This is a genomic window from Ruegeria sp. BG9 (assembly GCF_056538305.1).
In genome coordinates this window covers 245,433-269,318 of sequence record NZ_JBQFSY010000006.1, presented here as the reverse complement: position 1 = coordinate 269,318, position 23,886 = coordinate 245,433, and the positions used below count along the sequence as shown (strand labels likewise).

Sequence of the window (23,886 nt, the reverse complement as noted above, 5' to 3'; positions counted from 1 at the left end):
CCCACTATGAAACGCTTCCTGATCCTACAATTGCGCCCTGAAGCTGATGCATCGGATGCCGAATATGCCTCGATCCTCGACAAAACCGGCCTGACGCCCGAGCAAACCCACCGCATCCGGCTGGATTGCGAAGACCTGCCCAAAGGCTTGAATGTCACCGACTACGCGGGTGTCATCGTCGGCGGAGGTCCGGGTTGCGTCAGCGACGATCCAGCAACGAAATCCGAGTTGGACACAAAGATCGAAAACGCGGTCATGGGGTTGATGCCGCAGATCACCGCGCAGGATCATCCCTTCATGGGTTGCTGCTACGGGTTAGGCGTTCTGGCCGCGCATTTGGGTGGCGACGTCAGCAAGGCCAAGTTCGGCGAACCGGTTGGCCCTTCGGCATGCCGTCTGACAGATGACGGCGCCGCTGATCCCTTGACTGCGGGCCTTTCGCCCAAGTTCGACGCCTTCGTTGGCCACAAGGAGGCCGTCCAGACCCTGCCGGATGGATGCGTGCATCTTGTCGCCTCAGACCCATGCCCGATTCAGATGATCCGCTGGCGGCAGAACGTCTATGCGACTCAGTTCCATCCGGAAGCTGACGCCAAAGACTTTGAGCAGCGCATCAACATCTACAAACACCACGGCTATTTCCCGCCCGAGGACGCCCAGCGCCTGATCGATATCTGCAACGCAGCAGACGTCACACAGCCGGGCGAAATCCTGCGCCGGTTCGTCGAACGCTATAGATGACCTAACGACGCGGTTGCCTGACGGTTTCCCCCTCGCTTAGTCTGCATTCAAACGACTTTGGGAGGAGTTGTTCTTGGATTTTCTAATCAATGTCGGCCTGCCTGTTTCGCTCGCCATCATCATGCTGTCTTTGGGTATCGGGCTTGAGATCGCCGATTTCCGGCGCGTCCTGACCCGCAAATACCCGTTTGCAATCGGTGCGCTATGTCAGGTTGTGCTGCTGCCAATCGCGGCGTTTGTGACCGTCAAACTGCTAGGTCTGCCGCCAGAGATTGCGGTCGGTTTCATGCTCCTCAGCTTTTGTCCGGGTGGTGTAACCAGCAACATCCTGACGAAATTTGCCAAGGGTGATGTGGCGCTTTCGGTCAGCCTGACAGCGGTGATCAGTATCCTGTCGATCCTGACTGTGCCGATCCTGGCCGCCTGGACCATCGCGCATTTCATGGGCGAGGACGCGCCCGACGTGTCGATCACCGGGCTGGCGATTGCTATGTTCCTGATCACGACCCTACCCGTCGCCATCGGCATCACAGTTCGCAGGTTTGCAACGGGGTTTGCAAAACGGATCGAGGGCGGGTTGTCCAAACTGGCTGGCGCTCTGTTCGTGCTGATCGTCATCGCCGCCGTGGCCGGGAACTGGCAGCTCTTTATTGAGAACCTTGGCATCATGGGCACCGGGCTGGTGTCTCTGAATATCGCGCTGCTTCTGATCGGTCTGGGTGTCTCGCGCGCCGCGAACCTGTCCTGGGCCGAGTGTAAAAGCATCTCGATTGACACCGGTATCCAGAACTCGACCCTCGGGCTGACCTTGACGGCATTGATCACGGGAACCGAGACCGGGTTCAGCACTCTGGCTTTGCCCTCGGCGGTTTATGGCGTCACTATGTATGTCGTTGTGTTCCCCTTCCTCCTTTGGTTTCGCAAACGCTGAAAGGACCTGACATGGCCAATAACACGGCAGATGCGATCGTCGTCGGAGGCGGACTGGCCGGGCTGGCGGCTGCGGCCGAGCTGGGTGACCGGGGCAAGACGGTGATCGTTGTGGATCAGGAACCCGAGAGCTTCTTGGGCGGACAAGCGTTCTGGAGCCTCGGCGGCCTGTTCATGGTCGACACGCCCGAGCAGCGCCGGATGGGCATCAAAGACAGCCACGATCTTGCGCTACGCGACTGGATGGGCAGTGCGCAGTTTGATCGCGACGACGATCTGTGGCCCCGGAAATGGGCCGAGACCTATGTCGAGTTCGCCGCAGGGGAAATGCGTCCTTGGCTGCATGACATGGGTCTGCGCTGGTTCCCGGTGGTCGGTTGGGCCGAGCGTGGAGGCTCCTATGCGAACGGGCATGGCAACTCGGTGCCGCGGTTTCACATCACTTGGGGCACCGGCCCCGGCGTGCTGGAACACTTCATCCGCCGCGTGAAGGAACATGTCAGCGCCGGGCTGGTCCAGCTGAAGTTCCGCCATCAGGTCAGCCACATCATCATGCAAAACGGCTGCGCCAAGGGTGTCTCGGGCGAAGTTCTGGCCGAGGATACAGCCCAACGCGGCGCCAAAACCAACCGCGAAGAGCTGGGCGAGTTCGAATATTACGCTCCTTCGGTCATCGTCACCTCGGGCGGGATCGGCGGGAATTTTGAGATGGTTCGAAAGAACTGGCCCCGCGACCGTCTGGGCGAGCCTCCGCAAGACATGGTTGCAGGCGTCCCGTTTCACGTGGACGGACGTATGATCCCGATCAGCGAAAAGGCGGGCGGCCATGTGATCAACGGCGACCGCATGTGGCACTATACGGAAGGCGTTCGAAACTGGGATCCGATCTGGCCCGCACACGGAATTCGCATTCTGCCCGGTCCAAGCTCGATGTGGTTCGATGCCAAGGGTAATCGGCTGCAACCGCCCTGCCTGCCGGGGTTCGACACGCTAGGAACGCTGCGCGAAATTCTGAAAACAGGACACGAGTATAGCTGGTTCGTTCTGACGCAGAAGATCATCAAAAAGGAATTCGCTCTGTCGGGGTCAGAACAGAACCCCGATTTCACCTCGGGCAGTTGGAAAGAGGTGATCCGCCAGCGCATTCTGTCGGGCAGCAAAGCCACAGCCCCTGTTGAGGCTTTCAAGGAAAAGGGCGAGGATTTCATCGTCGCGAACACTCTGACTGAGTTGGTCAGCGGCATGAACCAGTTGGGCGGAGGTCTGATTGATGAGGCCCATCTGAGGGCGCAGATCGAGGCGCGAGACTCTCAGGTCGACAATCCGTTCTCAAAAGACGCTCAGATGATGGCGATTCTGGCGGCACGCAACTATCGCGGTGACAAGCTGATCCGGACGGCCAAGCCGCACAAGTTCCTCGATCCCTCAAACAGCCCGCTGATTGCGGTCAAGCTGCACGTGCTCACCCGCAAGACACTTGGCGGGCTGCAGACCAATCTGGACAGTCAGATGATTGGCGCGGATGGGCAAGTGGTGCCCGGCCTCTTTGCCGCCGGCGAGGTCGCCGGTTTCGGCGGCGGAGGCTATCATGGCTACAACGCGCTTGAAGGCACCTTCCTCGGCGGCTGCATCTTCTCAGGCCGCAACGCTGGGCGATCCCGCGCTGTGGCCTGATGCGTCACTGCTTGCGGACGAGTTTGATGACCGGCTCGCCCGCATCATCCAAAAGGGCCAATGCATCGCCCTGCACGGCGAAGGTGGTGACGCTCTGCATTGTTTTCAGGAAGGCGCGTTCGATCTCATCCAAGGGTGGTGGGCAAGCCATGAGGGTGGCCGCCATATTGTCGGGAAACTCGATCCGGTTGCCTGATATCTCGGCCTGACCGGTGAAACGGTTGCACCCGCCTGTGCCCGAGAACGCGCCGCCTTGACCAAAGATCAGCTCGGGCCGTCTCTCCGTTTCGATGGGCTCACCGTTTAGCGATGCAGCGATCCATTCTGAATTCTCCAGCATCGTCGCCCCCTGCGCCTGAACTTGCACGAGCATCAGATCGATGGAATTGCCCGCCTCATCAGAGATTACCGGATAGACCGTGTCCGTCGTGAACAACAGCCTTTGCCCTTGAGTAATCGTCGCCCTTACAGAATAGCGGTGCCCGTCCTTGATCAGGGCGTCGTCATAGTTCAGCTGAAACGAGGCCGGAACGGCAGACAGAGCGTAGCGTTGCGCCGCCAGCGTCACGGCTGGCGCATCGGCAAGCGAGACATCCTGAAGCTCAACAAACAGGGTTGCATCGGGCGGAACGGCGATCCTTTCGCGATAGCTGGCCGAGCCTTCGACTGTTCCGGCAAAGCCAGTGCTCGCCATCATTACGCAGGCGATCGCGGCCACTGCGGTTCCTTTTGCAGGCATGGTCCAATCCTCTTGTCATAAACACATTCATAAAGCTTTGTGTATCGGCCAAGATTTGCAAGAGGCACCGCAAAATGACGGCGGGTCAGTGCCGATCTTACAGAGGCCAGAACAGCGGAATGAGAAGCGATGCCAACAGCCCAACGGTCAGGTTCAGCGGAATACCCACCTTCATGAAATCCGTGAACCGATAGCCGCCGGGTCCGTATACCATCATGTTTGTCTGATACCCGATCGGCGTCGCGAAAGAAGCCGAAGCCGCGACCATGACAGCAACCACAAGTGGACGCGGGTCCATCCCAACGGCTTGCGCCAGACCAATTGCAATCGGCGTGACAACCACGGCGACCGCGTTGTTTGAAACCAGCTCGGTCAGAACCGAGGTCAGCAGGTACACTGCCCAGATGATCAGGAACGGCGGCAAAACACTCAGCGACGGTGCAATCGCTTCGACAATCAGGGACACTGCGCCCGACGCGTCCAAGGCGGCCCCGATGGCCAGCATGGCAAAGATCAGCGCCAGCAGGCGACCCTCGACAAAGGAGAACGCCTCATCCGCGTCGATGCAGCGCGTCAGAAGAACGGCAGCAACCGCAAGGATTGACAGTAGCAGGATCGGCGCAACGCCCAGCGCCGCCAGAACCACGATCCCGACCAGAGAGCCAATCGCAATTGGCGCATGGCTTCGGCGGAAGGCCCGCGCCGAGGGTTGGGTGACATCGACCATGTCCATGTCGGCGGCCAGCTTCTGGATGTCAGCCGGAGACCCTTCGAGCAGCAGAGTATCCCCCACCCGCACGACAAGCTCATCGAGCTGCAAACCGATATTCTGGTTCCGCCGATGCACGGCCAGCACGTAGACACCATAACGACGGCGCAGACGCATGGTGCCCAGCGCTCGCCCCACCATCCGACAGCCCGGAGTGATCAGAACTTCGACCGTTTTGGTCTCGACGGCCGAAAGCTGATCAACCCGCTTGAGCTCCTTGTTGCTCTGCAGGCTCAGCAGCTCAGTCATTTCCGTGCGCAGAACCACCCGGTCGCCGACATTTAGTGTTACACCCTTGAGATTACGTCGCAAGGAATCGTCTCCGCGCAGAACGTCGATCAGGCGCACACCCGGGCGCTTGAATAGCTGTACGCCGGTGACCTCACGCCCAATCAGGTTACTTTCCGGGGGAATGACGGCCTCGGTAAAGAACTTCATCTTGGACCGGTCGCTCAGCATCGAGGCCATGCTGTCCCGCTCCGGCAAAAGGCGCGGCGCGATGAAGCGCAGGTAGACCATGCCATAGATCACCAGCACGATACCCAGCGGCGTGACTTCGAAAATCGTGAACGCTTGCATGCCCTGTGCCCGGGCCACACCGTCCACCAGCAAGTTGGTCGAGGTCCCGATCAGGGTCAGAGTACCGCCCAGAATGGCCGCATAGCTGAGCGGGATCAGCAGCTTAGAGGCAGGTACGTTCAGCGTGCGGGCGATCTGAACAAAAACCGGGATCATCACGACGACCACCGGCGTGTTCGACACCACCGCGGACGCCACCACCACAAACCCCATCAGCAAGGCAATCGCTATGCGCGGGTTTACTTGCGCCTGCTTTTGGGCCGTTGAGGTGAACGCATCCAGCGCTCCGGTCCGCACCAAGGCTCCCATGATGATGAACATCGCGGCAATCGTCCAAGGCGCGGGGTTCGACAGCACGGCCAGCGCGCTTTGATAGGGCAGAATGCCGGTCACTAGCATCAATGCGACGCCACCAATGGCCACGACCTCGGTCGGGTAGACCTCGCGAAGGAACATCACGAACATACCTGCGACCACCAAAAGCGCCAGTATCGCGCTGCCCGTGTCTGTCAGTGAGAGGAATTGCATTCGTGGTTTTCAGTCCGAACCCTAGGCCCAAGCGCCTGACTTTCAGTTTCCCGCATTGCGAGGATCAGGGCAAGCATTTACGGCCCGGCCTGCTCTAGTCGCCCGCCCACGCGGACCATGCGCACTGATTTTGCGCTGCCATCCTGATCATTGGTTTCGACAAACACCCCGCTGAGGGTTGCCTCACCATTGGCCGGGGAAAAGCGCGCCTTAGGCATACCGGTGATGAACCGGCGCATCGGTTCGACCTTGTCCATACCGATGACCGAGTCATAGTCGCCGCACATCCCCGCATCTGTCAGATAGGCCGTGCCGCCGGGCAGAATCTGCGAATCCGCCGTAGGAACGTGCGTATGCGTGCCCACAACAAGGCTCGCACGCTTGTCACAATAGTGGCCCATCGCCATTTTCTCGGATGTCGCCTCGCAATGCATATCCACGATGATAGCATTGGCCTGTCCGCCACGCGGGTGGGACTTCAGGATCGGCTCGATCGCCGAGAACGGATCATCAAAGGGTCGCTTCATGAAAACCTGGCCCAGAACCTGAACCACCAGAACCTTGCGCCCTCCGGGTGCGTTGAACAGGCGATGACCCCGCCCCGGCGCGCCTTTGGCAAAGTTCACCGGGCGCAAGATTCGCGACTCTTTCTCGATGTGTTGCAGCATGTCTTTCTGGTCGAAGGCATGATCGCCCAGCGTCACGCAATCCGCGCCCGCATCAAGCAGCAGTTTGGCATGATCCCCGGACAGCCCCATCCCGTTCGAGGCGTTTTCGCCATTGACCACAACAAAATCCAAACGCCATTCGTCGCGCAGACGCGGCAGATGCTGTTGGATGGCCGTGCGTCCCGCGCGGCCCATGACGTCACCCAGAAAAAGTATCCTCATCCCATTGGTCGTAAGTCTGGTCAACGCGAAGCACAAGTGGTTATGCTGCCGTAATAAACCGTCAAAGCCCTTTAGATCGGAGAAACTTGATGTCGCGTATCCTATTGTCTGCCCTTGGCCTCACTGCGCTAGCCGCTTGTGACCAGGCGGGAACGAGCGATTCCAACACGCAGATTGCCAACCCCGCAGCCACATTCTGCGTGGAAAGCGGTGGCAAATATGAAATCCGCGACGGTGCCGACGGGCAAACCGGCATTTGCATATTGGCCAGCGGCCGCGAGGTAGACGCTTGGGAATACTTCCGTGAGAACCACTCGATCTAAGGACGGAGCCTTAGAACGTCATAACACGGCTTTCCGTGACAACCATATCCAACGGCTGATCGGTTGGCTCCAAAGGCAGCCCTTCGGCCTCTTGCGCATCGAAGGCAAAGCCGATCGCCAGGGTTGGGCGTTTGGCGCGTAGCCCTTCCAGGGTGCGGTCGTAGAACCCGCCGCCATAGCCCAGACGGCCGCCCTTGGCGTCAAAAGCCACCAACGGAACAATCAGGATTTCGGGGTCGAAGTAGTCGTCGACCTCGGGTACTTTTGCCCCGAAAGGCCCATCCTTCAAAGCGCCCTCAGGCGTCCAACGCGAAAATTTCAGCGGCTGCCCTGCGGCCTGAATCACCGGCACACCAACGGGGCCATAGGCTGTAGCTTCAGCCATTGCAGGCAGCGGGTCGATCTCGGTCCGGATTGGCATGTAGCCGGACATGGGCACGCCCCGGTGGCCTGCCAATATCTCGGACAAACGACCCGCAGCACCCGGCACAAACGCGTCAAACGCCGCTTTACGACGGACAAACGCGGCCTTGCGCGCCATCGCTTTGATTTCAGTCAGATCGGTCACAGAAGCACCACGCTGGCCAGTCCCAAGAAGATGAAGAAGCCCATGACATCCGTTGTGGTTGTCACAAACGTCCCCGATGCCAGCGCCGGGTCAATGCCCATTCGGTCCAGCAAGACCGGTACTACCGTACCTGCAAAGCCAGCGATGATCATGTTCACGACCAAAGCAGACCCGATCACGACCCCAAGCAGAGGCGAATCGAACCAAAGCATCCCCACCGTGCCCAGAACAATCGCAAAACACAGGCCGTTCAGCATGCCGACCAACAGCTCGCGTCGGATCACGCGCATGACGTTCGAAGGGGTCAGGTCGCGCGTGGCCAACGCCCGCACCGCAACTGTCAGCGACTGCGTCCCCGCATTGCCACCCATCGAGGCGACAATCGGCATCAGGATCGCAAGTGCCACCAGCTGATCAATCGCGGCCTCGAATTGCGAAATCACCAACGAAGCACAGATCGCAGTACACAAGTTCACAGCAAGCCACGGCAAACGGCGGCGACTGGTCGCGGCGACACTGTCCGAGATCGAGCTTTCGTCGCTAACCCCCGCCAGGCGCAGAATGTCTTCCTCATGTTCTTCATCAAGCACCACCATGGCGTCGTCGATGGTGATGACACCGACCAGGCGGCCATCCGCATCGACGACGGGGGCCGAGATCAGGTGATACTGGTTGAAGGCATAGGCCACATCCTCTTCGTCCTGATCGACGGGGATGATGTGGAATTCCTCTTCTGCCAGGTCCCGCAGCGGCACTTCGCGCCGCGTCGCCATCAGCTTGCCCAAGGTGATCTGCGCCACGGGCTTCAGGCGCGGATCAACCAGCACGACATGATAGAACTGTTCCGGCAGGTCATCATTGGCGCGCATGAAATCAATGGCCTGCCCCACCGTCCAATGCTCGGGCGCCATGACGACCTCGCGCTGCATCAAACGACCGGCCGAGTTTTCGGGATACGAGAGCGCCTGCTCTGCCGCGACCCGCTCGGAATCCTCGAGCGCGTCCAGGATCGTCTCCTGTTGCGGCTCTTCCAGATCTTCCAGCAGGTCAACGACATCATCGCTGTCCATGTCCCGAACCGCTTCGGCCAGAACGTCGGGTTTCAGGACACCAATGACCTCTTCCCGGACGGCCTCATCCAGTTCCGACAGGATGTCGCCATCGAACTCTTTGTCATAGAGACGGATCAGGCGCGCACGGTCGTAGGGGTTGATCTGTTCCAGAAGGTCGGCGATGTCGGCTGCGTGAAGCGGCTCCATCAACTCGACCAGCTTGTCGCGATCATCCACGTCCACGGCAAACAGGATCGCCGCAACGGTACGGCGGTCCAGCGCGTAGACGTCTTCGTCAGCGGAGTCGGTTACGGGATCATCAATGCCTGTGGTCATGTGCTGCTCCCGTTCTTAGCCCTGCCATTGGCCCCTAATTAGAAGAAGCAGCTACCGGAAAACAATGACAATGCGCCGATTTACCCTCATCTTTCGCACGCATATGCTGATGAACGGGCTCAATCAGCTAAGGAACAAAGCGAATGGCGCAAAAGACGCTTTTGAAAGGGCGCGTTCTGAGTTTTGACGGCTCCCCTTTTGAGGGAGAGCCAACAGATTGCTCCAAACTCGACGAAGCGGTCGTGATCGAGGATGGGCGCGTGCGGGCAGTCGGCGCGCTGGATAGCCTACGCGCCGCGCATCCGGATGCCGAGATTACGGACTACGGCTCTCATCTGATCATGGCCGGGTTTGTCGACCCGCATGTGCATTTCCCTCAGACCGCCATGATCGCGAGCTGGGGCAAGCGGCTGATCGACTGGCTGAACACCTATACCTTCCCCGAAGAGATGAAGTTCGGCGATATCGACTACGCCACCGAGATCGCAAACCGTTACCTCGACCTGACGACCGCACATGGAACAACGACCATGTGCAGTTTCTGCACGATTCACCCTGAAAGCGTCGATGCCTTTTTCTCGGTCGCCCAACAGCGCGGCCAACGGGTTGTTGCAGGCAAAACCTGCATGGACCGCAACGCACCCGAAGGGCTCCGGGATACCGCGCAAACGGCCTATGACCAGTCTCAGGCCCTGTTGGAGAAATGGCACTGCGTGGATCGTCTGTCTTACGCAATCACGCCTCGGTTCTCGCCCACCTCGACGCCCGAACAGCTTGAGGCTTTGGGCGCGCTCTGGGCGGAACACCCACATTGCTTGATGCAAACCCACCTGAGCGAGCAAACCGATGAGATCGAATGGGTCCGGTCCCTGTTCCCGGATGCGCGCGATTATCTGGATACCTACGAAAAATTCGGCCTGCTGGGTCAAAACGGCCTCTATGGTCACGTTATCCATCTAGAAGATCGTGAGCGGGATCGGCTGCGCGAGGTGGACGCCGGCTTGGTGCATTGCCCGACCTCGAACACCTTCATCGGGTCGGGCCTATTCGACATGAACGGGTTGATCCGAGATGGTCACCGCGTTGGCCTGGCCACCGATACCGGTGGCGGGTCCAGCTTTTCGATGCTGCGCACGATGGCCGCCGCTTATGAGATCGGCCAGCTGCGCGGTCGCCCCCTGCACCCGGCGCAATTGCTTTGGCTAGGTACAGTCGGGTCGGCGCGAACGTTGCGGATGGACGACTGCATCGGGAATGTTGCCACGGGGATGGAGGCCGATTTGGTGGTGATCGACCTAGCCTCGACCCCAGCTATCGCCCAGCGCGAGGCCCACGCGGATGATCTATGGGAGGCCGTGTTCCCCACCATCATGATGGGAGACGACCGCGCTGTTGCTGATGTCTGGATCGGAGGGGCGCAGGTCGCCCGTTGAATGCGCCTTCGGCACATGCCTCCGGCGTGGATATTTTTAGCCAGATGAAGGGCGGATTCCGCTATTGGGCAAGTGCGCGGGCCAGACGTTTTTGGGTTTCGATGGTGCGCGGCAGGTCAATCGTCGTGATCTGACCGTCGCGCACGATCTGGCGGCCTTCAACGAACAGATGTTTGACCTGCATTGGACCCGCCAGAAGCAAGGCTGCCGGGTCCCAACTGCCCGCGCTTTCGAGGCTTGTGCGGGTATCCCAGACGGCAATATCGGCCCGTTTACCCGGCATCAGTCGGCCGCAATCGGGCCGTCCAAGCACGTCGGCTCCGCCCCGTGTCGCGATCTCAAGCGCTTCGCGGGCGGACATGGCGTCTGCGCCATTCACCACGCGTTGCAGCAACATAGCTTGCCGCGCCTCGAGCATCAGGTTGCCGTTGTCATTGCTGGCCGACCCGTCCGCGCCCAGCCCCACCTTCACGCCTTTATCCCTCATGGTTCTTACTGGCGCTATGCCAGACCCGAGGCGACAGTTCGAGCAGGGGCAATGGGCCACTCCGGTTCCCGTCCTTGCGAACAGATCGATCTCGACCCCATCCAGTTTCACGCAATGGGCATGCCAGACATCCGCGCCGGTCCAGCCCAGCTCCTCGGCATATTGGCCCGGACGACAGCCGAATTGGGCTTCGGAATAGGCGATATCTTCGTCATTCTCGGCCAGATGGGTATGCAGCATCACCCCCTTGTCGCGCGCCAGCAGTGCTGCGTCTCGCATCAGGTCGCGGCTGACGGAAAAGGGCGAACAGGGGGCCAGGCCTACACGGCACATAGACCCCTCCGAAGGATCGTGAAACGCATCCACCACGCGGATCATATCATTGAGAATGTCTTTCTCTCGCTCGACCAGACTGTCGGGCGGCAGGCCTCCGTCACTTTCACCGATACTCATCGCCCCGCGCGTGGGATGAAAGCGAATCCCCAATTCCGAGGCGGCGGCAATCGTGTCTTCGAGCCGCGCTCCGTTCGGGTAGAGGTACAAGTGGTCGGAACTGAGCGTGCATCCCGACAGAGCCAATTCGGCCAGCCCGATCTGCGCCGAAGTGAACATCTCATCCGGTCCGAACCGCGCCCAGATCGGGTAGAGCGTCTGCAGCCAGCCGAAAAGCAAGGCGTCCTGCCCGCCCGGAACCGCCCGTGTCAGCGTTTGGTAAAGGTGGTGATGCGTATTCACCAACCCAGGTGTGATGACGCAGCCCGAGGCATCGTGAATCTCTCCGGTTGTTGTCAGACCCTGGGCAATTTCGACGATCTGGCCGCCCCGGATCAGGATATCCGCGCCGTGCAGCTCTTGGCGATTATCATCCATTGTCAGGATGGTGTCGGCGTTTTTGATCAGTATTTCGGGCATTTTACGCTCCTGCTTCTGCCCGTCTCAAGCAAGGAGTGCATTAGCCAGCGGAAAACGGGCGCAAGAACCGGCTCAGTACAGTCTACTCACGCGCGACCAATGCGGCAATGACATTCAATAGCTACGCAGGATTTCCAACGCCGCGGCGTGAATTTCAGCGTTGGCGGCTGCCAATGCCCTTCCGCCATTGTGAGCCGAGCCACCCTGCCAATCGGTGACGATACCGCCTGCGGCTTCAATCACTGCAATCGGCGCCTGAATGTCATAGGCGTTCAACCCGGCTTCGATCACCAGATCTGCCTGACCGGCAGAAAGCAGGGCGTAGGCATAGCAGTCCATGCCATAGCGGGTCAGTTGAACCAACTCAGCGACGGCCTGAAAACCTGCACGATCCTCTGACGTGCCAACCTCAGGGAAGGTCGTGAACAGGGTTGCCTGCTCCAACACCTGTGTGCCACGCGTTTTCAACGGAGTTGTGCCCAAAGGCCCAGTCAGTTGAGCTATGCCTGATCCGCCCACAAAACGCTCACCGATATAGGGCTGATCCACAACGCCCATGATCGGACCATCTTGCGTAGACAGGGCGATCAGAACGCCCCAGGTCGGCGTACCGCTGACGAACCCTCGAGTGCCGTCGATCGGATCAAGCACCCAGGTCCTGCCCGAAGACCCCTCAACCTGACCGAACTCTTCACCCAGAATTCCGTCATCTGGCCGACGCTGTGCCAGAACCGCCCGCATGGCTTGCTCCGCCGCTCGATCAGCCACGGTAACGGGGTCATACCCGCCAGCCAGCTTGTTGTCAGTTTCGAGATTGGTCTGCCTGAAATATGGAAGGATGGCTGCGCGCGCGGCGTCAGCCATTTCTTCGGCAACTTCAAGGTCGGTCAGGTCGGTCTGGCTCATGCAGCACAGGTGCTGCGAACACGGGCCGGTGTCAAGCCGTAGTGATCAGGCAACGTCGCTGAGAACGCGTGCCAGTTCAAACAAGCGGCGACGCTGGTTTTCCGGAATCGCGTAGTAAGAGCGCACCAGATCCAGGGCTTCCTTGTCCCCCATCAGGTCAGCAGGAAGCGCGCTCTTGTCGGATTTCTCTTTTTGGCCTTCTTCAAGACCTTCAAAGAAAAAGCTGACCGGTACGTCCAGCGCATCTGCAATGTCCCACAGGCGGGAGGCACTGATTCGGTTCGCGCCGGTTTCGTATTTCTGAATTTGCTGAAACTTGATACCAACTTGCTGCGCCAACTGCTGTTGGGTCATGCCAATCAGCCAGCGGCGATGTCGGACACGCTTGCCCACATGGACATCGACGTGATGAGTCATTGGTATTCTCCTCTACTACACACACATCTGTTGCGGGACTTCGCGCCGTTCACATAAACAGAAGTTAGAGAAGTCCCCATAAGCATCCCCCAACCAGACATGTGCGATCCCCCGATACAGCACTGCCGTCCAATATTGCCGCTTTTGACTTTTTTTTCAAGTTGGTTGAATTGGAATCTCTGTACATTGGTTTATGGTTGTGCATCTCTGTGATTTTGGCGGCGCGGTCTAACCAAACTGTCTTCGTTAGCGCGCACAATTAGCTGAACGCATTGACAATTTCGCTCATACTGCGACCTATTCCCTGAAAACCGAGATGAACCATCATGCTTGCATATCGCATTGAATCCAAAGGCGCCGACGCGCGAATTGTCGAATTGCCCACGCCAACACCTGCCGAGGGACAGGTCAGAATCGCCATCAAAGCATGCGGCCTGAATTTCGCCGATTTGCTGATGCAGAAGGGCACATATCAGGATACGCCAAACCCTCCGTTTACTTTAGGCATGGAAATCGCCGGCGTTGTCGAAGAATTGGGGCCAGCAGTCTCTGGCTTGAAGGTTGGTGACCGTGTCGCCGTGTACTCGGGCCAGGACGGGTTGGCCGAGTACGGAGTGTTCGACGCGGATCGGGCCATCCCCATCCCGGATGATACCAGTTTTGAAGAGGCTGCCGCCATTCAGATCGCCTACGGGACCAGCCATCTGGCACTGGACTATCGCGCCCAGTTGCAGCCGGGTGAAACCCTGCTTGTGACCGGAGCAGCCGGTGGCGTCGGGCTAACCGCAGTGGAGATCGGCAAACTGATGGGGGCAACCGTCATCGCCCAGGCGCGCGACGCTGAAAAGCTGGCAGTTGCACAGGCTGCCGGGGCAGATCACTTGATCGACGCCTCAGAAGACCTTCGCGCCCGCGTAAAAGAGTTGGGAGGCGCTGATGTGGTCTATGATGCGATTGGGGGCGACGTATTCAAAGCCGCCTTCCGCGCCACCAACCCCGAAGGTCGCCTGCTGCCCATCGGCTTTGCTGGTGGCGATATTCCACAAATCCCGGCCAACCACCTGTTGGTCAAGAACCTGACGGTGATCGGCTTCTATATCGGCGGCTATCTGAGGTTCCGCCCTGACATCGTGCGCAACAGTTTTCAGACGTTGTTCCAATGGCATGCCGAAGGGAAGATCACCCCTCATATCAGCCATACCCTTCCGTTGAACGAGGTCGAACACGGCCTGCGCCTGTTAAAAGAGCGCAAATCCACCGGCAAAATCGTGATTACGCCCTAGCCCGCCACCGCCCGAAGGGGCGTGCCGCCTAGCATGCGGAAATTCTGTCGCACCAGTTGCGCCAACGCTTCGATGATTGCATCGCGCCCCGGCTCTCCTCCGTAGAGGTTGATCATATGCGCTGGCAGCTCGGGCAAAACACCACCCGAGTCGATCTGTTCAAGGTGTGCAGCCTCGGTGCCATCTAGCATTGCGTGAATCGCAAGATCAGCGCTGACGGTCGCTTCGATGGTGCGGTCATTCTCGGTTTCGACGGAAAGCTCCCACGGGATACCTGCGGCATCCAGCGCTGCGATAACCTGCGGGCGGAACATACAGCGCCGCCCCAGCGCAATCGGCACCGGGTTCTTGCGCCAGGCCGAGCCACCGGGCGCCCCGATCCAGCGCAGTGGCAGCTCGGCTATGGTTTCAGAACCATCGGATGAGGAAGGCTCGGTCGTCAGGATCAGGTCACATTCCCCGCGCTTGAACATATCCTTGAGCTGCAGCGAATAGGACGAGATCAACTGCACCCGCACACGCGGGAAATCGGCGTTGAACCGCTGAAGAACACGCGGGATCGCCGGGTAGACAATGTCATGAGGGACACCCAGAACCACCTCGCCCTCAAAGGCCTGATCCGTGAGTTTCGAGATCACCTCATCATTCAAAGCGATCATGCGACGGGCATAGGCCAGTAACTGCTCGCCCGAGGCGGTCAGCGCGATGGTCCGACCACTTCTGTCCAGAAGCTCTAGGTCCAAAAGCTCTTCCAGGCGTTTCAGCTGCATGGAGACGGCTGATTGCGTCAGATGCAGAAACCCTGCCGCCCGCGTGACACCTCCCTGATCGGCCACAGCCACAAAGGATCGCAATGTGGTGATGTCCAGATTTCTCATGTTCACGAATCCTTATGCATCCAATCAAAAATATTCGTTTTTAAAATGTGCCCTAACTCGCCATATAAATCAAGGAAGTTGATGAGACCAATTCAAACCATCTGAAAAACGAAAGGATAGACCATGAACTCGATCGCCCTGAACCGACCCTGCCCTCAACACAAACAATCCCTGTTTGCGCGTATACGGTCCGTCCTGTCCGTACGACGTCAACGCCAACAACTGGCTCGGCTGGATACCCGCGCCCTGAACGACATCGGCATCACCCGTGCCCAGGCCGACGCCGAGGCCCGCCGTCCCATCTGGGATGCCCCGCAGTTCTGGAAAAGCTGCCTTTAAAACTCATGTTTTTTCAGCGATAGGCGATCTGCGGCAGCAGGTCGCCGTTTTTGTTGCGTATTTTAGGCGGAAATACCGCAGAAACTCTTGAAACACAGCCTGCAGTTGCCGATATTCAGCAGGAAAGCGGCCAATACTTACGGGCCGCACGCAGATACGTTTAGGGAGACCTTTGTAAATGGCACAATTCGATACGATTCGGACGGCCGCAGGCGCACGCGCCGCCGAGATTGATGAGGGCCTTCGCGCCCATATGAACAAAGTCTACGGCACGATGTCCGTGGGTATGTTCATCACCTTCCTCGCAGCCTGGGCGATCTCGGGTCTGTCGATCACCACCGATCCGTCGGCGGCCGTGGCGCAGCTGAACGCGAACACCTACCTGACCGCGCTGGGTCATTCGATCTATGTCTCGCCGCTGAAATGGGTGATCATGTTCGCACCGCTGGCCTTTGTGTTCGGCTTCAGCGCCATGATCAACCGCATGTCAGCTGCGGCTGCGCAGCTGGTGTTCTACTCGTTCGCCGCCGTGATGGGCTTGTCGATCAGCTGGATCTTCATCGCCTTCACCGGTCAGTCGATCATTCAGGTCTTCCTGATCACCTCGATCGCCTTCGCGGGTCTGTCGCTCTACGGCTACACGACCAAGAAAGACCTGTCGGGCATGGGCACCTTCCTGATCATGGGCGTTATCGGCCTGATCGTCGCGATGGTGGTCAACATCTTCCTGGCCTCGTCGGCAATGGCCTTCGCGATCTCGGTCATCGGCGTTCTGATCTTCGCCGGCCTGACCGCCTATGACACGCAGCAGATCAAGAACACCTACCTGCAGATGGCACATGCCGGTGATCAGGAATGGCTGGGCAAAGCCGCCATCATGGGCGCGCTGAGCCTGTACCTGGACTTCATCAACATGTTCATGTTCCTGCTGCAACTGCTGGGGAACCGAGAGTAAACCTCTCCCCAACTGCAGAAACCATTCAAACCTGCCAGGATCCGATCTTGGCAGGTTTTTTGTTTCCGGAATATGCGTGACGGAACCTGTAGCTCACAGGCGATGGCCGAGTGTCACCGCTCCAGCTTGCGCGCCACCAGATACGAGGCCGGAAAGGCCGCCACAAACCCTACCACCGCCGCCAGCACGATTGGGAGGACTGCGGTGTATCCCATCACCAGAACAGCAATCACGGCTGTGCCTGCGAGGGTAGAGCTGAGGAAGATATGAACGATCAACATCAGGGGGAGCATTGCGACCTCATTCAAGTATTCAACTGTGCGCTATCACTAGCACGTTGATCGAATTCGGTCCTTGATCTGGGTCAGAGGTTTGGGGGTCAAAGGTCACTTGTATCGGTCCGTGTGTATCCGTTCGAGGAAACGTGCTAAGTAACTGAACGGAGAAGGGAAGAACTACGGTCGACCCGCGTGGATAAGCGGCGTCCCGGATTTCGTCCGGTGGAGGAACTCAATCGCAAACAGGCGGAGACCCAAGGCGTTCAAGCGTTTGCAACGGTTGGCCTGCAGAATTGAGGGCAAAGACCCGCACCGGGGAGCTTCCAACCGAACTTCGTCGAGACAATGGTCAAGGAATAGAGACCCGCCGATCCGAGGCGATGATAGGGATCATGGATGTTGAAAACTGCGCCTTCTGCTTAGCGTTCCGCAGGGTCAAGTGAAGCAGGAGTGTGGGGTTGCGGCTGTTAAGGTGGTCAAAATCGAATTGTTTCAGAATAGACACCTGTTGAGAGTACGCTATAGACAATTTTGTCAGAGCTTATTTTTTGGCAATCCAACTATTTGACCTTGCTTACGTAACATGGCCCTTACAGCCATTCTATATTTAGGGTTGGTAAATCTAAATGCTTCGCCTGACTTTGTTTTGCAAATCGGAGGGTTGGGTCCTCTGGTTAACTCATTAAGCAGCCTACCAACACTAACTGGCCGACCATTCGCGTTGTAACCGAATTCCTTTAAAAAAATGCTTTGGACTTCACTTGCCGTAAAATCTTCTGTGTCAACTTTCCCTAAACAGAAAAGAACTTGACTTCTTCGTCCCTTGCCTTCCGAGTTGAGCCTTTCAGTTATCGTCTCCCTCACAGAACTATGAGAATTTGAAAGCCAACTATTGATAGCATCATCAACTAGTAAGTCTTCTATGTAACCATCATTTTCTTGAGCGGCTAGAGCAACTTCCAATCCCAAAGCATGTAATTCTGTAGCAATTCTATCACTCACATGTATTAGCCGGTCGTAAATCAATTCACGGCGCTCTGGCTCCAAGAAACTCAACCTTAAAAGTCTTTCGAAGCCGTTATCCAAAATCATACGAGCTTGTTCTGGTCGCATCCTCGCGACTTCGTCTATTTCGGTTATTCTTGTCATAATCGTTGAACGCCGATCTTGATGCGCAAGATAATCACGAATTTCCGACGGCACTCCTACAAAACAGAACCGAACATTGAAATCTCCATAGTCATCGTCGTCAAGCATAACTATTAAGTTTGAGAGTTCCTCAATAAGTTCTGGTTTCTTGAGGACCATTTCAAAATTGTCAAATACTACAATTGAAGGAAATCGGCTTGTACCCTTGATTTTCTCAAACAGAGTTTTTATCGGATCTTTTTCTGAGTATTGCTTGGTCGTCGCGACCGTGCCCTTCACACCAATACGGCCCGGCTGAATACTAGCATCTTTTGTAACCAACTTTGAGGAAACAATACCGCTATCTGGATCGGATACTTTGCTTTTTATCGCGTCAACAATAGACCCCAAAACTAAAGCCTTTGAGAGGTTTAAGTTTATGTACTCAATTTTGTTCGCCGAAAAAACATGTTTGTACAACCAAGACTTTCCATTTCCACTTTCGCCAAAAACACAAAAGTGCTTCGCGCCTCTCGCAGCATTTAAAAGTTGTTTTTCTAGATTTGGGCGATGCACATACATTTGATTGTTAACCGCGTGTTTTCTAGGAGTGAACACCTCGGTGGCCGTTAGTCCAAAAATGGGTCGTCTCATAAAGCTTGCCTGTTCAGCTTAAAATTTTTCCATTCTACACAATTCGCGCCAAAAAATCTGTGCAAGTAAAGTGCTGCAACACAAATACATCACAACGTCCTCGCAAATCAACACCCCGAAATCGTTACTTTTTTAGCTGCCTTTCCACGGAATGAATAAAGAGGAACTCCAGAGGCATCCTTATTCTAACATTTTAGTAAGACTGAGTTTCCAATAATACGCGCCGTTAGCTATCCATCTTCAACGCAGAGATAAACGCCTCCTGCGGGATATCCACCTTCCCGAACTGGCGCATCTTCTTCTTCCCCGCCTTCTGCTTGTCCAGCAATTTGCGTTTCCGCGTGGCGTCGCCTCCGTAGCACTTCGCGGTCACGTCCTTGCGCAGGGCCGAAAGGGTCTCGCGGGCGATGACCTTGCCTCCGATGGCGGCCTGGATCGGGATTTTGAACATGTGGCGCGGGATCAGATCCTTGAGCTTTTCGCACATCGCCCGGCCCCGCATCTCGGCCCGGTCGCGGTGAACCATGGTTGACAGCGCATCGACCGGTTCGTCATTCACCAGCACCGACATCTTGACCAGATTGTCCTCGGTATAGCCGGTCATCTGGTAGTCGAACGAGGCATAGCCCTTGGTCACCGATTTTAGGCGGTCGTAAAAGTCAAAGACGACCTCGTTCAGCGGCAGGTCATAGACAACCATGGCACGGGTGCCCGCATAGGTCAGGTCCAGCTGGATACCGCGGCGGTCCTGGCAGAGTTTCAGCACATCGCCGAGATATTCGTCGGGCACCAGAATGGTCGCCTTGATGCGCGGTTCCTCGATATGGTCGACCTTGGAGGGGTCGGGCATGTCGGCGGGGTTGTGCAGCTCGATCATCTCGCCGTCTTTCATGTAGACGTGATAGATCACCGACGGCGCGGTGGTGATGAGCTCGATATCGTATTCGCGTTCGATACGGTCGCGGATGACCTCAAGGTGCAGAAGGCCAAGGAAGCCGCAGCGGAAGCCAAAACCAAGGGCTGCCGAGGTTTCCATTTCGAACGAGAACGAGGCGTCGTTCAGGGCCAGTTTGTCGATCGCATCGCGCAGGTCTTCGAATTCGGAACTGTCGACGGGGAAGAGGCCGCAGAACACCACCGGCTGCGCGGGTTTGAACCCGTCCAGTGCGACTTCGGTCCCGTTGCGGTCATTGGTGATGGTGTCACCGACGCGGGTGTCGCGGACCTGTTTGATGGACGCAGTCAGAAAGCCGATTTCACCGGGGCCGAGGCTGTCGACCATCTCCATCTCAGGCCGGAAGACACCGACGCGGTCGACATGGTGCAGGGTGCCGTTCGACATGAACTTGACCCGCATGCCCTTTTTCAACGTGCCGTCCATGATACGGACCAGAACAATAACGCCAAGATAGGCGTCATACCACGAATCCACCAGCATCGCCTTGAGCGGCGCGTCCAGATTGCCCTGCGGTGCAGGCAGTTGCTTCACGATGGCCTCAAGCGTCTCATGGATGCCCTGCCCCGTTTTGGCCGAGACCTGAATGGCGTCGGTCGCGTCGATGCCGATAACGTCCTCGATCTGCTCGGCCACGCGGTCACAATCCGACGCGGGCAGGTCGATCTTGTTCAGCACCGGCACGATCTCATGATCGGCGTCGATGGCCTGATACACGTTAGCAAGCGTCTGCGCCTCGACCCCTTGGGTCGAGTCCACGACCAGCAGCGAGCCCTCAACCGCGCGCATCGACCGACTGACCTCATATGCAAAGTCCACGTGGCCGGGGGTGTCGATCAGGTTCAGCACATATTTCTCGCCATCATCGGCAGTATAGTCGATGCGGACCGTGTTGGCCTTGATGGTGATGCCGCGCTCACGCTCGATATCCATACTGTCAAGCAGCTGTTCCTTCATGTCGCGATCTTTGACCGTTCCGGTCTCTTGTATGAGCCGGTCAGCAAGGGTGGATTTGCCATGGTCGATATGCGCGACGATGGAGAAATTGCGGATATGAGCGAGGTCTGTCATGGATTGGGATATGTCCGGAGTTTGTGGTCTCGTCAAGCGCTGAAGCGTTGCAAAAAAGGCCATTCTCGCAGCTTTCTGAGCAGTAGCATTTACCGGATTCTAGCCAATGGGTAGAATGCTTAAAGCGACTGATCCGAATAAGAACCAGAAAGCAGCTGTCCGGTGGCCGATTATTCTATCTTCGTTTTGGACGAAAGCCAGTTAACGATTTCGGTCGCGCAAGGGCTGGACGGCCTCACCCAGGGCACTGGCATCCATCTGATTGGCGGAACAATCACGATCGACTCTCTAGATGTTACAGAAGTCTTCATTACGGACGCAGGTTCAGACACGAGCTTTGCAGACAATGATGGCAATCAGCGTTTGGATGGCGACCAAACAATTGATGGAACCCTGTTTTCGAGTGGTACGCGGGTTGAGGCCGAGTATGGAATTACCCTGACGGATGGAACCAATACCTACCAAGCTGTTGCCTTCAATGTGAATAACTCCTCCCCCGCCTTTGGTACAGTTGAAGGGATAGCTTTCATCGGCGGCCCGGGCGAGTTTCCTCCGTCAGGTATCCCGCTGACCGTCGTTAGCACGCAAGAGGGTCCGAGCTTTGAATCCTCCGATTATGTGAGCCCCATCTGCTATTGCCGTGGAACACTCATAGAGACCCCAGAGGGTGATACCCCGATTGAGAAGCTTCAGGTGGGCGACTTGGTCTGGACGAAAGATTACGGGCACCTGCCAATCACTTGGGTCGGATCACAAGATGTGATCGCGAGCGGGAGTTTTAGAGCTGTCGAAATCCCCTCCGGCCCATTGCAAAATCCAATTGCGCTCAGCGTTTCACAACAACATCGGCTGCTGATCACGCACCCTGCGGCTGAGCTAATGTTTGGGGCGCCGGACGTATTTGTTCCTGCAATCAGCCTTGTTGATGTTGGCCTTGCCCACTTCTCCGATGCACGCGCCGTCTGCTATCATCACATCTTGCTTGATCGACATAGCATCCTAAAGGCTAACGGGATTGAGTCAGAAAGCATGTTTGTTGCGAAAGCACCTCGGGACACAGAGCCAGACGCTTTGTTTTTTCAGAATATAACCCCCCTAACGACCGGGCCGATTCAGATCGCGCGAATGCCACTAAGACGTCGTGAAGCCACGGTCTTGCTTTGTGAAGTCCTACGTATTGATCCCAAGCCCCGTTTGATTCATACTTCCGCGCAGATTGAGAGGGGCGCAAGATCCCTCCAAGCAGGCAAAAACGAGGCATGAGCATGAAACAGTTCCTCTTAATCGCATTTTGTGCGGCGTCACTGACGGCGGTGGCTCCGGTTGCGGACGCATCGCAGATCAAGCGGGCGTGTTTGGCGTCGGACCGTCAGGCAGCGACGCGGGCGCGGTGTTCTTGTATCCAGCGCGTGGCAGATCAAGCGTTGACGCGCAGTGATCAGAAGACCGTCTCGAAATGGTTCACAGACCCCCATCAGGCGCAGCAATTAAAGATGTCTCAGACGGCACGCGATGACGCACTGTGGGATCGGTATCAGAACTTTGGCCAGATGGCGCAGGCGATCTGCAGCTAGGCCGGTCACACTCCTTGACCTGATGCACGCTGCGCCCCACAAAAGGCGCAGCGAAAGGTATGTGCGATGGTGATGAAAGGGCTGACCCTGCGGGGCCTTGAGGTGTTTGAGGCGCTGGCCCGGACAGGATCGGTGGCGCAGGCGGCCGAGATCACGGGGCTCAGCCAGCCCTCGGTTTCTCAGCAATTGCGCAATCTGGAAAAGGCCATCGGCACCGATCTGGTGGACCACGGGCGCAGGCCGATGCGGCTGACGCAGGCCGGGCGCAGCTTTCTCACCCGCGCGCAGGCGGTTCTGTCCGAGCTGCAAATGGCCCAGAGCGAGCTGACTGTGATGGATCTTGGCCATCTCACTACGCTGTCCATCGGCTTAATCGACGATTTCGACAACGACCTGACACCGCGGCTTGCGACCCTTCTGGCCGACAGCCTGACGCGCTCGAAATTCAAGCTGATCACCTTGCCCAGCCTTGATCTGTTTTCCGAGCTTGAAGCACAGCGCCTGCATATGGCCGTCTCAGCCCATAGCGGCGAGGTGCTGGAGGGGGTCGTCGAGTACCCTCTGGTGCAGGACCCCTTCATTCTGGTCGCGCCGAGCAGCGTCAGCAATGGAACCGAGGCTGTCGAGAAACTCCCTTTCCTGAGATATGCGCGCGAGCAGCTGATCAGCCGCCAGATCGAGGGTCATATCGCCCGACAACAGATCGAGTTCGAAGAGCGGTTCGAGATCGGCTCACACCTGGCCTTGATGGCGATGGTGGCGCGGGGCTTGGGCTGGGCGATCACCACACCGCTGGGATACATGCGCGCGGCCCGGTTCCATGAAGACCTGCAGGCCCATCCTTGCCCCCTCGGGGCGTTTTCACGCACGATTTCGTTGTTCACCCGCACCGACTGGTCCGATCAGGTCCCGCAAGAAGTCTCTGGCATGATGCGACGGCTGATGCAAAGCCAGATGATCGACCCGGCCATTGCCAAGCTGCCTTGGCTCAGCGGACAGTTGAAGGTGATTGACAGCTAGCCCTCAAGATGCGCGGCAAGCCCTTCGACGGCGGTCTCGATCAGATCCAGCGCACCGTCAAAATCCCGCGTGTAGTACGGGTCGGGCACGTGATCCGCGCCGGTCTGTGGCGCGAAATCGGTCAATAGACGCACCGGGGTCTGATTGCCCAATGGGCGCAAGGCCTCGATATTCGCGATGTTTTCTGCGTCCATCCCAACAATCAGATCGAACCGCTCGAAATCCTCAACCACGAATTGCCGGGCCCGCAGATCGTCCAGCTTGATATCCCGGGCTATCGCTGCGGATTGCATCGGGCCATAAGGCGGCTTGCCGATATGCCAGCCTGCCGTCCCGGCGCTGTCGATTTCATGGTGGGGCGCGCGAGCGCGAAAAGTGCCCTCGGCCGCAGGAGACCGACAGATATTGCCCAGGCAAACAAAGAGGATACGATGTGTCATGGGCCAATCTGTAGCGCGTGAGGGGCA

Annotated in this window: 24 protein-coding genes; 11 read left to right on the top strand and 13 right to left on the bottom strand. The window is 57.6% G+C overall.

Translation table 11 applies throughout. The annotated features are described in order from the left end of the window. Nucleotides 1-6 precede the first annotated feature (6 nt). The 3 genes from ACR0I8_RS12570 (at nt 7) to ACR0I8_RS12560 (ending at nt 3,345) form a co-directional block, all read left to right on the top strand. Nucleotides 7-741: a glutamine amidotransferase gene (locus ACR0I8_RS12570; protein WP_170691247.1), complete on the top strand. Its 735-nt coding sequence runs from the start codon at nt 7-9 to the stop codon at nt 739-741. A gap of 73 nt (nt 742-814) precedes the next feature. Further along, nucleotides 815-1,672: a bile acid:sodium symporter family protein gene (locus tag ACR0I8_RS12565; RefSeq protein WP_170691246.1), complete on the top strand. Its 858-nt coding sequence runs from the start codon at nt 815-817 to the stop codon at nt 1,670-1,672. Between the two features lie 11 nt (nt 1,673-1,683). Continuing rightward, on the top strand, nt 1,684-3,345 hold the full coding sequence (locus tag ACR0I8_RS12560) for an FAD-binding dehydrogenase (protein ID WP_170691244.1): 1,662 nt from the start codon (nt 1,684-1,686) through the stop codon (nt 3,343-3,345). A 4-nt stretch (nt 3,346-3,349) separates the two neighbouring features. Here the strand turns inward: ACR0I8_RS12560 and ACR0I8_RS12555 are convergent, their stop codons facing one another. The 3 genes from ACR0I8_RS12555 to ACR0I8_RS12545 all read right to left on the bottom strand — a co-directional run bounded on the left by ACR0I8_RS12555 (nt 3,350) and on the right by ACR0I8_RS12545 (nt 6,850). Then, complete coding sequence (locus tag ACR0I8_RS12555; protein ID WP_170691242.1) at nt 3,350-4,084, bottom strand: YbaY family lipoprotein; 735 nt, start codon at nt 4,082-4,084, stop codon at nt 3,350-3,352. 97 nt (nt 4,085-4,181) lie between these two features. Further along, a complete protein-coding gene (locus tag ACR0I8_RS12550; protein ID WP_170660019.1) occupies nt 4,182-5,960 on the bottom strand; it encodes an SLC13 family permease in 1,779 nt (592 codons plus the stop codon). Nucleotides 5,961-6,037: 77 nt separating this feature from the next. Next, complete coding sequence (locus ACR0I8_RS12545; RefSeq protein WP_170471827.1) at nt 6,038-6,850, bottom strand: TIGR00282 family metallophosphoesterase; 813 nt, start codon at nt 6,848-6,850, stop codon at nt 6,038-6,040. Nucleotides 6,851-6,939: 89 nt separating this feature from the next. On the opposite strand from ACR0I8_RS12545, the gene ACR0I8_RS12540 reads away from it, so the two are divergent. After that, nucleotides 6,940-7,173, top strand: a complete 234-nt coding sequence (locus ACR0I8_RS12540; RefSeq protein ID WP_170691241.1) for a DUF333 domain-containing protein — start codon at nt 6,940-6,942, stop codon at nt 7,171-7,173. A gap of 10 nt (nt 7,174-7,183) precedes the next feature. On the opposite strand, the gene ACR0I8_RS12535 is transcribed toward ACR0I8_RS12540, so the two are convergent. Together ACR0I8_RS12535 and mgtE are read right to left on the bottom strand one after the other, a co-directional pair. After that, nucleotides 7,184-7,741, bottom strand: coding sequence for a 5-formyltetrahydrofolate cyclo-ligase (locus ACR0I8_RS12535; protein ID WP_170691239.1), 558 nt, complete (start codon nt 7,739-7,741; stop codon nt 7,184-7,186). Further along, on the bottom strand, nt 7,738-9,129 hold the full coding sequence (gene mgtE, locus ACR0I8_RS12530; protein ID WP_170691237.1) for a magnesium transporter: 1,392 nt from the start codon (nt 9,127-9,129) through the stop codon (nt 7,738-7,740). The genes ACR0I8_RS12535 and mgtE overlap by 4 nt, the downstream gene beginning before the upstream one ends. Before the next feature lie 143 nt (nt 9,130-9,272). On the opposite strand from mgtE, the gene guaD reads away from it, so the two are divergent. Then, the gene (gene guaD, locus ACR0I8_RS12525) at nt 9,273-10,562 is read left to right on the top strand and encodes a guanine deaminase (protein ID WP_170691236.1); all 1,290 of its coding nucleotides are present in this window, start codon (nt 9,273-9,275) and stop codon (nt 10,560-10,562) included. Between the two features lie 61 nt (nt 10,563-10,623). On the opposite strand, the gene ACR0I8_RS12520 is transcribed toward guaD, so the two are convergent. The 3 genes from ACR0I8_RS12520 to ACR0I8_RS12510 all read right to left on the bottom strand — a co-directional run bounded on the left by ACR0I8_RS12520 (nt 10,624) and on the right by ACR0I8_RS12510 (nt 13,284). Next, nucleotides 10,624-11,961, bottom strand: coding sequence for an 8-oxoguanine deaminase (locus ACR0I8_RS12520; RefSeq protein ID WP_170691234.1), 1,338 nt, complete (start codon nt 11,959-11,961; stop codon nt 10,624-10,626). A gap of 114 nt (nt 11,962-12,075) precedes the next feature. Then, complete coding sequence (gene hisN / locus ACR0I8_RS12515) at nt 12,076-12,867, bottom strand: histidinol-phosphatase (RefSeq protein ID WP_170691232.1); 792 nt, start codon at nt 12,865-12,867, stop codon at nt 12,076-12,078. A gap of 45 nt (nt 12,868-12,912) precedes the next feature. Then, nucleotides 12,913-13,284 (bottom strand): helix-turn-helix domain-containing protein, encoded by a 372-nt coding sequence (locus ACR0I8_RS12510; RefSeq protein WP_170377978.1) that lies wholly within the window; start codon nt 13,282-13,284, stop codon nt 12,913-12,915. Between the two features lie 326 nt (nt 13,285-13,610). Between ACR0I8_RS12510 and ACR0I8_RS12505 the strand changes: the two genes are divergently transcribed. Next, nucleotides 13,611-14,567: an NADPH:quinone oxidoreductase family protein gene (locus ACR0I8_RS12505; protein ID WP_170691231.1), complete on the top strand. Its 957-nt coding sequence runs from the start codon at nt 13,611-13,613 to the stop codon at nt 14,565-14,567. Here the strand turns inward: ACR0I8_RS12505 and ACR0I8_RS12500 are convergent. After that, nucleotides 14,564-15,445: a LysR family transcriptional regulator gene (locus tag ACR0I8_RS12500; protein ID WP_170691229.1), complete on the bottom strand. Its 882-nt coding sequence runs from the start codon at nt 15,443-15,445 to the stop codon at nt 14,564-14,566. The two genes, ACR0I8_RS12505 and ACR0I8_RS12500, sit on opposite strands and share 4 nt — an antisense overlap. A 123-nt stretch (nt 15,446-15,568) precedes the next feature. Between ACR0I8_RS12500 and ACR0I8_RS12495 the strand changes: the two genes are divergently transcribed. Together ACR0I8_RS12495 and ACR0I8_RS12490 are read left to right on the top strand one after the other, a co-directional pair. Next, nucleotides 15,569-15,784 (top strand): DUF1127 domain-containing protein, encoded by a 216-nt coding sequence (locus ACR0I8_RS12495; protein ID WP_170471843.1) that lies wholly within the window; start codon nt 15,569-15,571, stop codon nt 15,782-15,784. A gap of 178 nt (nt 15,785-15,962) precedes the next feature. Then, nucleotides 15,963-16,739 carry a Bax inhibitor-1/YccA family protein gene (locus ACR0I8_RS12490; RefSeq protein WP_170377970.1) on the top strand — a complete coding sequence of 259 codons (777 nt, stop codon included), beginning with the start codon at nt 15,963-15,965 and terminating at the stop codon, nt 16,737-16,739. Nucleotides 16,740-16,852: 113 nt separating this feature from the next. Here ACR0I8_RS12490 and ACR0I8_RS12485 read toward each other — a convergent pair whose 3' ends face one another. The 3 genes from ACR0I8_RS12485 to lepA form a co-directional block, all read right to left on the bottom strand. Next, entirely contained in the window at nt 16,853-17,032 is a 180-nt protein-coding gene (locus tag ACR0I8_RS12485) for a CTP synthetase (RefSeq protein ID WP_170691227.1), read from the bottom strand. Between the two features lie 519 nt (nt 17,033-17,551). Next, on the bottom strand, nt 17,552-18,799 hold the full coding sequence (locus ACR0I8_RS12480; protein WP_170691226.1) for an AAA family ATPase: 1,248 nt from the start codon (nt 18,797-18,799) through the stop codon (nt 17,552-17,554). A gap of 226 nt (nt 18,800-19,025) precedes the next feature. Then, entirely contained in the window at nt 19,026-20,825 is a 1,800-nt protein-coding gene (lepA, locus tag ACR0I8_RS12475) for a translation elongation factor 4 (RefSeq protein ID WP_170691223.1), read from the bottom strand. Nucleotides 20,826-20,987: 162 nt separating this feature from the next. Here lepA and ACR0I8_RS12470 point away from each other — a divergent pair, with 162 nt between their 5' ends. The 3 genes from ACR0I8_RS12470 (at nt 20,988) to ACR0I8_RS12460 (ending at nt 23,419) form a co-directional block, all read left to right on the top strand. After that, nucleotides 20,988-22,088, top strand: coding sequence for a Hint domain-containing protein (locus ACR0I8_RS12470; protein ID WP_170691222.1), 1,101 nt, complete (start codon nt 20,988-20,990; stop codon nt 22,086-22,088). Nucleotides 22,089-22,090: 2 nt separating this feature from the next. Further along, entirely contained in the window at nt 22,091-22,399 is a 309-nt protein-coding gene (locus ACR0I8_RS12465; RefSeq protein WP_170691220.1) for a hypothetical protein, read from the top strand. Between the two features lie 66 nt (nt 22,400-22,465). Then, nucleotides 22,466-23,419 carry a LysR family transcriptional regulator gene (locus ACR0I8_RS12460; RefSeq protein ID WP_170660003.1) on the top strand — a complete coding sequence of 318 codons (954 nt, stop codon included), beginning with the start codon at nt 22,466-22,468 and terminating at the stop codon, nt 23,417-23,419. On the opposite strand, the gene ACR0I8_RS12455 is transcribed toward ACR0I8_RS12460, so the two are convergent. After that, the gene (locus ACR0I8_RS12455) at nt 23,416-23,859 is read right to left on the bottom strand and encodes a low molecular weight protein-tyrosine-phosphatase (protein ID WP_170691218.1); all 444 of its coding nucleotides are present in this window, start codon (nt 23,857-23,859) and stop codon (nt 23,416-23,418) included. The two genes, ACR0I8_RS12460 and ACR0I8_RS12455, sit on opposite strands and share 4 nt — an antisense overlap. Between the last annotated feature and the right edge of the window lie 27 nt (nt 23,860-23,886).

Coding starts and splice junctions, on each gene's coding strand:
- ACR0I8_RS12570 (WP_170691247.1), top strand. CDS start 7: ATGAAACGCTTCCTGATCCTACAATTGCGCCCTGAAGCTGATGCATCG.
- ACR0I8_RS12560 (WP_170691244.1), top strand. CDS start 1,684: ATGGCCAATAACACGGCAGATGCGATCGTCGTCGGAGGCGGACTGGCC.
- ACR0I8_RS12555 (WP_170691242.1), bottom strand. CDS start 4,084: ATGCCTGCAAAAGGAACCGCAGTGGCCGCGATCGCCTGCGTAATGATG.
- ACR0I8_RS12550 (WP_170660019.1), bottom strand. CDS start 5,960: ATGCAATTCCTCTCACTGACAGACACGGGCAGCGCGATACTGGCGCTT.
- ACR0I8_RS12545 (WP_170471827.1), bottom strand. CDS start 6,850: ATGAGGATACTTTTTCTGGGTGACGTCATGGGCCGCGCGGGACGCACG.
- ACR0I8_RS12540 (WP_170691241.1), top strand. CDS start 6,940: ATGTCGCGTATCCTATTGTCTGCCCTTGGCCTCACTGCGCTAGCCGCT.
- mgtE (WP_170691237.1), bottom strand. CDS start 9,129: ATGACCACAGGCATTGATGATCCCGTAACCGACTCCGCTGACGAAGAC.
- guaD (WP_170691236.1), top strand. CDS start 9,273: ATGGCGCAAAAGACGCTTTTGAAAGGGCGCGTTCTGAGTTTTGACGGC.
- ACR0I8_RS12520 (WP_170691234.1), bottom strand. CDS start 11,961: ATGCCCGAAATACTGATCAAAAACGCCGACACCATCCTGACAATGGAT.
- hisN (WP_170691232.1), bottom strand. CDS start 12,867: ATGAGCCAGACCGACCTGACCGACCTTGAAGTTGCCGAAGAAATGGCT.
- ACR0I8_RS12510 (WP_170377978.1), bottom strand. CDS start 13,284: ATGACTCATCACGTCGATGTCCATGTGGGCAAGCGTGTCCGACATCGC.
- ACR0I8_RS12505 (WP_170691231.1), top strand. CDS start 13,611: ATGCTTGCATATCGCATTGAATCCAAAGGCGCCGACGCGCGAATTGTC.
- ACR0I8_RS12500 (WP_170691229.1), bottom strand. CDS start 15,445: ATGAGAAATCTGGACATCACCACATTGCGATCCTTTGTGGCTGTGGCC.
- ACR0I8_RS12495 (WP_170471843.1), top strand. CDS start 15,569: ATGAACTCGATCGCCCTGAACCGACCCTGCCCTCAACACAAACAATCC.
- ACR0I8_RS12490 (WP_170377970.1), top strand. CDS start 15,963: ATGGCACAATTCGATACGATTCGGACGGCCGCAGGCGCACGCGCCGCC.
- ACR0I8_RS12485 (WP_170691227.1), bottom strand. CDS start 17,032: ATGCTCCCCCTGATGTTGATCGTTCATATCTTCCTCAGCTCTACCCTC.
- ACR0I8_RS12480 (WP_170691226.1), bottom strand. CDS start 18,799: ATGAGACGACCCATTTTTGGACTAACGGCCACCGAGGTGTTCACTCCT.
- lepA (WP_170691223.1), bottom strand. CDS start 20,825: ATGACAGACCTCGCTCATATCCGCAATTTCTCCATCGTCGCGCATATC.
- ACR0I8_RS12465 (WP_170691220.1), top strand. CDS start 22,091: ATGAAACAGTTCCTCTTAATCGCATTTTGTGCGGCGTCACTGACGGCG.
- ACR0I8_RS12460 (WP_170660003.1), top strand. CDS start 22,466: ATGGTGATGAAAGGGCTGACCCTGCGGGGCCTTGAGGTGTTTGAGGCG.
- ACR0I8_RS12455 (WP_170691218.1), bottom strand. CDS start 23,859: ATGACACATCGTATCCTCTTTGTTTGCCTGGGCAATATCTGTCGGTCT.